The 6,888-nt window shown below is 65.1% G+C and carries 6 protein-coding genes; 4 read left to right on the top strand and 2 right to left on the bottom strand.

What is annotated here, in order from left to right; genetic code table 11:
• Nucleotides 1–4 precede the first annotated feature (4 nt).
• The 4 genes from AC2VOU_RS10025 to phoU all read left to right on the top strand — a co-directional run bounded on the left by AC2VOU_RS10025 (nt 5) and on the right by phoU (nt 5,266).
• On the top strand, nt 5–985 hold the full coding sequence (locus AC2VOU_RS10025) for an acyl-ACP desaturase (protein ID WP_486957243.1): 981 nt from the start codon (nt 5–7) through the stop codon (nt 983–985).
• A 6-nt stretch (nt 986–991) separates the two neighbouring features.
• Nucleotides 992–2,125 (top strand): tRNA dihydrouridine synthase DusB, encoded by a 1,134-nt coding sequence (dusB, locus tag AC2VOU_RS10030; protein ID WP_486957238.1) that lies wholly within the window; start codon nt 992–994, stop codon nt 2,123–2,125.
• 232 nt (nt 2,126–2,357) lie between these two features.
• Nucleotides 2,358–4,493, top strand: coding sequence for an LCP family protein (locus AC2VOU_RS10035; RefSeq protein WP_486957239.1), 2,136 nt, complete (start codon nt 2,358–2,360; stop codon nt 4,491–4,493).
• A gap of 104 nt (nt 4,494–4,597) precedes the next feature.
• Nucleotides 4,598–5,266 carry a phosphate signaling complex protein PhoU gene (gene phoU / locus AC2VOU_RS10040; protein WP_486957240.1) on the top strand — a complete coding sequence of 223 codons (669 nt, stop codon included), beginning with the start codon at nt 4,598–4,600 and terminating at the stop codon, nt 5,264–5,266.
• Between the two features lie 2 nt (nt 5,267–5,268).
• Here phoU and pstB read toward each other — a convergent pair whose 3' ends face one another.
• Both pstB and pstA read right to left on the bottom strand, forming a co-directional pair.
• Nucleotides 5,269–6,045: a phosphate ABC transporter ATP-binding protein PstB gene (gene pstB, locus AC2VOU_RS10045; protein ID WP_486957241.1), complete on the bottom strand. Its 777-nt coding sequence runs from the start codon at nt 6,043–6,045 to the stop codon at nt 5,269–5,271.
• On the bottom strand, nt 6,038–6,888 hold an 851-nt coding region (gene pstA / locus AC2VOU_RS10050), incomplete at its 5' end, for a phosphate ABC transporter permease PstA (RefSeq protein ID WP_486957242.1). The genes pstB and pstA, both read right to left, overlap by 8 nt.

Consider the following 6,888-nt stretch of genomic DNA (forward strand, 5'->3'; position numbering starts at 1 on the left):
ACTCGTGCGGGTTGTCGTGATTTACTTGAACCGACACCTGGCCGTGCAAATGCCGTGGAACCCGCACGACTATATCCCGTGGTCGGACGGCAAGAACTTCTACGCTCTCGGCGGCCAGGACTGGGAGCCCGGACAGTCCAAGCTGACCGACGTCGCTCAGATCGCCATGGTGCAGAACCTGATGACCGAGGACAACCTGCCGTCGTATCACCGCGAGATAGCGATGAATTTCGGCATGGACGGCGCCTGGGGCCAGTGGGTCAACCGCTGGACCGCCGAGGAGAACCGGCACGGTATCGCGCTGCGCGACTACCTGGTCGTGACCCGGGCCGTCGACCCCGTCGAGCTGGAGAAGCTGCGCATGGAAGTGGTGAACCGGGGGTTCAGCCCGGGGCAGAACCAGCAGGTCCGCGAAGACCTGTTCGCCGAGAGCTTGTTCGACTCGGTCATCTATGTGACCTTCCAGGAACTGGCCACCCGGATCTCGCACCGCAACACCGGCAGAGCGTGCAACGAGACGATCGCCGACAAGCTGCTGGCCAAGATTTCCGCCGACGAGAACCTGCACATGATCTTCTACCGCGACGTCTCCGAGGCCGGGTTCGAGATTGCTCCCAACCAGGCGATGAGGTCGCTGCACAAGGTACTGCGCAACTTCCAGATGCCCGGCTACCAAGTGCCCGAGTTCCGCCGCAAAGCCGTGATGATCGCCGTCGGCGGCGTCTACGACCCGCGTATCCACCTCGACGAGGTCGTGATGCCGGTGTTGAAGAAGTGGCGAATCTTCGAGCGTGACGACTTCACCGGCGAGGCCGCCAACATGCAGGAAGACCTCGCGGTGCTGATCAAAGAGCTCGAGGTGTCCTGCGAGAAGTTCGAGGTGTCCAAGCGGCGCCAACTCGAGCGGGAAGCACGCACGGGTAAGAAGGTCACCGCATCCGAGCTGCATCGCACCGAAGGCACGTTGTCCCTGAGCCGGCGGTAGCCGGCCTTGCGTATCGGTCCTTTCACGCTGGCCAGCCCGGTGGTGCTGGCGCCCATGGCGGGCGTCACGAACGTCGCCTTCCGCACCCTGTGCCGCGAGCTGGAGCGCGAACGCGTCGGCACCGTCAGCGGGCTCTACGTCTGCGAGATGGTGACCGCGCGCGCCCTGGTCGAACGACATCCCGTCACCATGCACATGACGACGTTCTCCGCCGACGAGTCGCCGCGGTCGCTGCAGCTCTACACCGTCGATCCGGCCACCACATACGCGGCGGTGAAGATGATCGCCGACGAGGGCCTAGCTGACCACGTCGACATGAACTTCGGCTGCCCGGTACCCAAGGTCACCCGTCGCGGCGGCGGAGCTGCGCTGCCCTACAAGCGGCAGCTGTTCGGTCAGATCGTGTCGGCGGCGGTGCGGGGCACCGCGGGCACCGATATCCCGGTGACCGTCAAATACCGGATCGGCATCGACGACGAGCATCACACCCATCTCGAGGCGGGCAAGATCGCCGAATCCGAGGGCGCAGCGGCGGTCGCCCTGCACGCCCGCACAGCGGCCCAGCGTTACTCGGGAACCGCCGACTGGGAGCAGATCACGCGACTCAAGCAACATGTCCAGACCATTCCGGTGCTGGGTAACGGCGACATCTTCGAAGCCAACGATGCGCTGACCATGATGGCGATGACCGGCTGCGACGGCGTCGTCATCGGTCGCGGCTGCCTGGGCCGACCATGGCTGTTCGCCGAGCTTTCCGCGGCGTTCAACGACAGCCCGACGCCGACGCCGCCGAATTTGGGCGAGGTCGCAAACATCATCCGGCGGCACGGCGAGCTGCTCAGCCAGCACTTCGGCGAAGACAAGGGCATGCGTGACATGCGCAAACACATCGCCTGGTACCTGCACGGTTTCCCCGCCGGCTCGGAGCTACGACGCGCACTCGCCCTGGTCAAGACCCTCGACGAGCTGGACCGACTGCTGACCGACCTCGACGGCGATACGCCGTTCCCGACCGCGGCGAGCGGGCCACGTGGCCGCCAAGGCTCGCCGGCACGGGTTGCGCTGCCCGACGGCTGGCTGACCGACCGGGACGACTGCACCATTCCGTCGGGCGCCGACGTCATGCACTCGGGCGGCTGATCGGTCCTCCGATAACGAGGCATGTCGGCAGGAACCGGACTGTCCAACACCCTCCTGAGATCGCGTTTCCGGTGCCGTCTCTATACGATGTGGATCTTGTCGCATCCCCGCGCCGGCGGCCAAGACCAGCTGCCATGGTGGTAGGGCTGTCAGGGAACGGCGTTACTGCGATAGCTGCACGGCATCGACGTGCGTACACGAGCGGTATCGGAGATTCGGAGGCCGGTAGGACATGAGTGACGGCGATTCAGCCACTCACGGCCCCGACGCCGAGGACACCGCGCTCACCGGAGCCTCGCCGGGATCGCGAGCCGTCGCACCGTGGGAACGATTTGGGCCGGCCAATCAAACGGCCACCATCGCCCATCGATGGGTCGGACCGTCGGCGATGCCCGCACCACCCGAACCGGCAGTGCGGACCACGCCGTTGGCGTCCGCAGGCAACGGCCACAGCAACATCGGAAGCCACGCCCGGGGCGGGGTCAGCGTCGCCGATCTGATCGCGAAGATCGGCGGAACGCTCACCGATCAGCCGCGCCGTCATCATGGCGCTCCAGACGAGAGCGAGGCGCTCCACACCGCACTCCCGCCGCACGCCGACGACCCGGTCCGCGAGTACGACGCCTACGAGCTGCTGAGCGCGGACGATTACGCCGACGAACTTCCCGACCTCGACGCGGTTCACCGCCCGGCGCTGTTCGGAGACGCCGAGCGCTCCCGCGAGCTCGCGACGGCACCGCCGCGCCTTGTCGACATCGCCCAGGACGAACCCGACGAGGACGAAGACGTCGCGACCACGCCGACGGACCGCAAGCGCCGCGGCCTGATGCTGGCCGGCCGCATGACGATCGCCACGATCGCGGCCGCCGCGCTGGCGATGACCGGTGGGGCATACCAGTGGAGCACCTCCAAGAACCACCGCCTCAACACCGTCAACGCGCTGGACCTCGGGTCACACGACATCATCGACCGCAACGCGCAGTACGGCGACGAAGATTTCCTGATCGTCGGCATGGACTCGCGGGCCGGCGCAAACGCCGCCATGAACGTCGGCACCACCGAGGATGCCGGCGGCGCACGCTCGGACACCATCATGCTGGTCAACATCCCGGCCAACCGCAAACGCGTTGTCGCCGTGTCGTTTCCCCGAGACCTTGCGATTACACCCATCCAGTGTGAGGCGTGGAACCCGGACACCGGCGAGTACGGACCGCTCTACGACTCGGACACCAAGAAGTGGGGCCCCAAGAACGTCTACACCGAGACGAAGCTGAACTCCACGTTCGCGTTCGGCGGACCCAAGTGTCTGGTGAAGGAAATTCAGAAGCTGTCCGGGTTGAGTATCAACCGCTTCATCGCCGTCGATTTCGCCGGCTTCGCGAAGATGGTCGACGCGCTCGGCGGCGTAGAGGTGTGCAGCACTACCCCGCTCAAGGACTACGAGCTGGGCACCGTGCTGGCACATTCCGGCCGTCAGCTGATCGACTCGAAGACTGCGCTGAACTACGTGCGGGCTCGCAACGTCACGACCGAGAACAACGGCGATTACGGCCGCATCAAGCGCCAGCAGCTGTTCCTGTCCTCGCTGCTGCGTTCGCTGATCTCGAAGGAGACGTTCCTCTCGCTGAGCAAGCTGAACAGCGTGGTCAACATGTTCATCAGCAACAGCTACGTCGACAACATCAAGACCAAAGACCTTGTGCAGCTGGGCCAGTCGGTGCAGGGCATGAACGCCGGTCACGTCTCGTTCGTCACCGTGCCGACCGGCATCACCGACGAAAACGGCGACGAGCCGCCACGCACGTCCGACATGCGGGCCCTGTTCGACTCGATCATCAACGACGACCCGCTGCCGGGCGAAAACAACATGAACGCGACGTCGAACCCGCCGACCACGACGCCGAGCGGCAAGGCCGGTCAAGCCACGCAGTCGGCCGGCCCGCACCCCGAGCACGTCCAAGCGGTGACCGCTGCGCCCCAGGATGTCACCGTGCAGGTCTCCAACTCGACCGCCAAATCCGGGCTGGCCGGCACGGCCAGCAGCCAGCTGAAGCGCCGCGGATTCCGGGTGAAGTCGCCCGACGACTACCCCAACCCGCTCAAGACCACCAAAGTGCTGTTCTCGCCGGGTCACGAGGGGGCCGCCGCCACCGTCGCGGCGTCCTTCCCGAACTCCAAAATCGAGCGCATCACCGGAACGGGGAACGTGGTGCAGGTGGTCCTCGGATCGGATTTCAGCGCCGTGGGCCCTTCTCCAGCAGCCGGCTCGTCGGTCAGCCTTCAGGTTGAACGCAACGTGAGCAGTCCGCCGAGCAAACTGCCGGACGACTTGACGGTGACCAACGCCGCCGACACGCACTGCGAGTAGATTCCTCGCCGGATTGGCAGGCCAACGCGCATTCACCGTGAGTTCATGACGCACTTCGTGGCGGTTCACGCCGCACCGGAGATCGGGAACGTACGCTTGAATTCATGCGCACCGCGTACCACGAACAGCTCGCCGAGCTCTCCGAACAGCTCGGCGCGATGTGCGGGCTGGCCGGCGCGGCGATGGAGCGGGCAACGCAGGCGCTGCTGCAGGCCGACCTGGTTCTCGCTGAGCGAGTTATCTCCGACCACGAGAATATCGCCGAGCTGAGCACCCAAGCCGAGGAGAGCGCCTTTGTGCTGCTCGCCTTGCAAGCACCCGTCGCCGGCGATCTCCGCTCGATCGTGAGCGCAATCCAGATGGTCGCCGACATCGACCGGATGGGCGCGCTGGCCCTGCACGTCGCCAAGATCGCCCGCAGGCGCCACCCACAGCACACCTTGCCCGAAGAAGTCAACGGCTATTTCGCCGAAATGGGCCGGCTTGCAGTGGAACTGGGTAACAGTGCGCAGGAGGTGCTGCGGTCGCGCGACCCGGAGAAGGCCGCCCGCATCCGCGAAGAAGACGACGCGATGGACGACCTGCACCGCCACTTGTTCACGGTCTTGATGGACCGGGAGTGGAAACACGGCGTAGCCGCTGCCGTCGACGTGACCCTACTCGGCCGTTATTACGAGAGGTTTGCCGACCACGCCGTCGAGGTGGCGCGCCGGGTCATCTTCCAGGCGACCGGCCGCCTGCCCGACGACGCGCCGGTAGCCTCCTCCAGTTAGATCTAACCGAACCGGCCGCTGATGTAGGCCTCGGTGGCCTTCTGCGTGGGGTTGGAGAAGATCTTCTCGGTGTCGTCGATCTCGACCAGTCGGCCCGGCTTACCGCCACCATCGAGGTTGAAGAACGCGGTGTGATCACTGACCCGGGCCGCTTGCTGCATGTTGTGGGTGACGATGACGATGGTGTAGTCCTGCTTCAACCCGGCGATGAGATCCTCGACGGCCATTGTCGAGATCGGGTCCAGCGACGAGCACGGTTCATCCATCAGCAGCACGTCGGGTTGCACGGCGATCGCCCGCGCGATGCACAGCCGCTGCTGTTGACCGGCGGACAGGTCGCCGCCCGGTCGGTCGAGCCGGTCTTTGACCTCGTCCCACAGGTTGGCGCCGCGCAGCGCATATTCAGCGGTGTCGTCGAGCAGCTTGCGGTTGCGCACACCCTGCAGCTTCAGCCCGGCCACCACATTATCGCGAATTGACATGGCGGGAAACGGGTTTGGACGCTGGAACACCATTCCGATGGCGCGCCGCACGCCCACCGGGTCGATGCCCGAGCCGTAGATGTCGTCCTCGTCGAGCAGCACGGTGCCCTCCATACGCGCGCCGGGCGTCAACTCGTGCATCCGGTTGAGCGTTCGCAGCACCGTGGTCTTGCCGCACCCGGACGGACCGATGAACGCCGTCACGCTACGGGGCAGAACCGTGAGCGTGACGTCGGCGACCGCTTGAAAGGCGCCGTAGTAGATGTTGACCTCTTTGAGGTCCAACCGCTTAGCCACCGAGACTCCTGACTGGCCTTTCGGGAGCAAAGAGTCGCGAGACTACCCTGGCCGCCAAGTTGATGACGGCAATCAACGCAATCAGAGTGAGGGCGGCGCCCCATAACCGATGAGTGGGAATCGGACTGGTGCCCGCCCCTGCCGAGGTTTGGTCGTACATCATGCCCGGCAGCGAACCCATGAAGCCGTCGAAGATGTTGAAGTTCATCGCCTGGGAGTAGCCAACCAGGATCAGCAGCGGCGCCGTCTCGCCCATCACTCGCGCCAGGGCCAGCAGAATCCCGGTGATGATGCCGGACATCCCGGCCGGAAGCACGACCTTGGTGATGGTCCGCCACGTCGGCACGCCCAGCGCATAACTGGCTTCACGCAGTTCCACGGGGACGATCCGCAGCATCTCCTCGGTGGTGCGGACGATGACCGGGATCATCAAAAGCACCAGCGCCAGCGACACGGCGAAAGCGGATCGCGGCAGGCCGAGCGTGGCGATGCACAGCGCATAGATGAACAACGCGGCCACGATCGACGGCACCCCGGTAAGGATGTCCACCATGAAGCTGGTCAGCTTGCCCATGGCCCCCTCCCCGCAATACTCGACCAGGTAGATGGCGACGAATACGCCGATCGGTATGGAGATGGCTGCACACACCAGACCTTGCAAGACCGTGCCGACGACGGCATGGTACGCCCCCCCGCCAGCCGTGAACGTCGTCATATCGGCTTGCGAATGAGTCCACCAGACAACGGATTTGACCGTTTCAAACCCCTTACTCACCACCGAATACAGCAGCCAGATCAACGGGCCCAGCGCCACCCCGACCGCGCACGTGACCAATACGGTGG

The sequence above is a fragment of the Mycobacterium sp. TH-M25 genome (assembly GCF_057473665.1).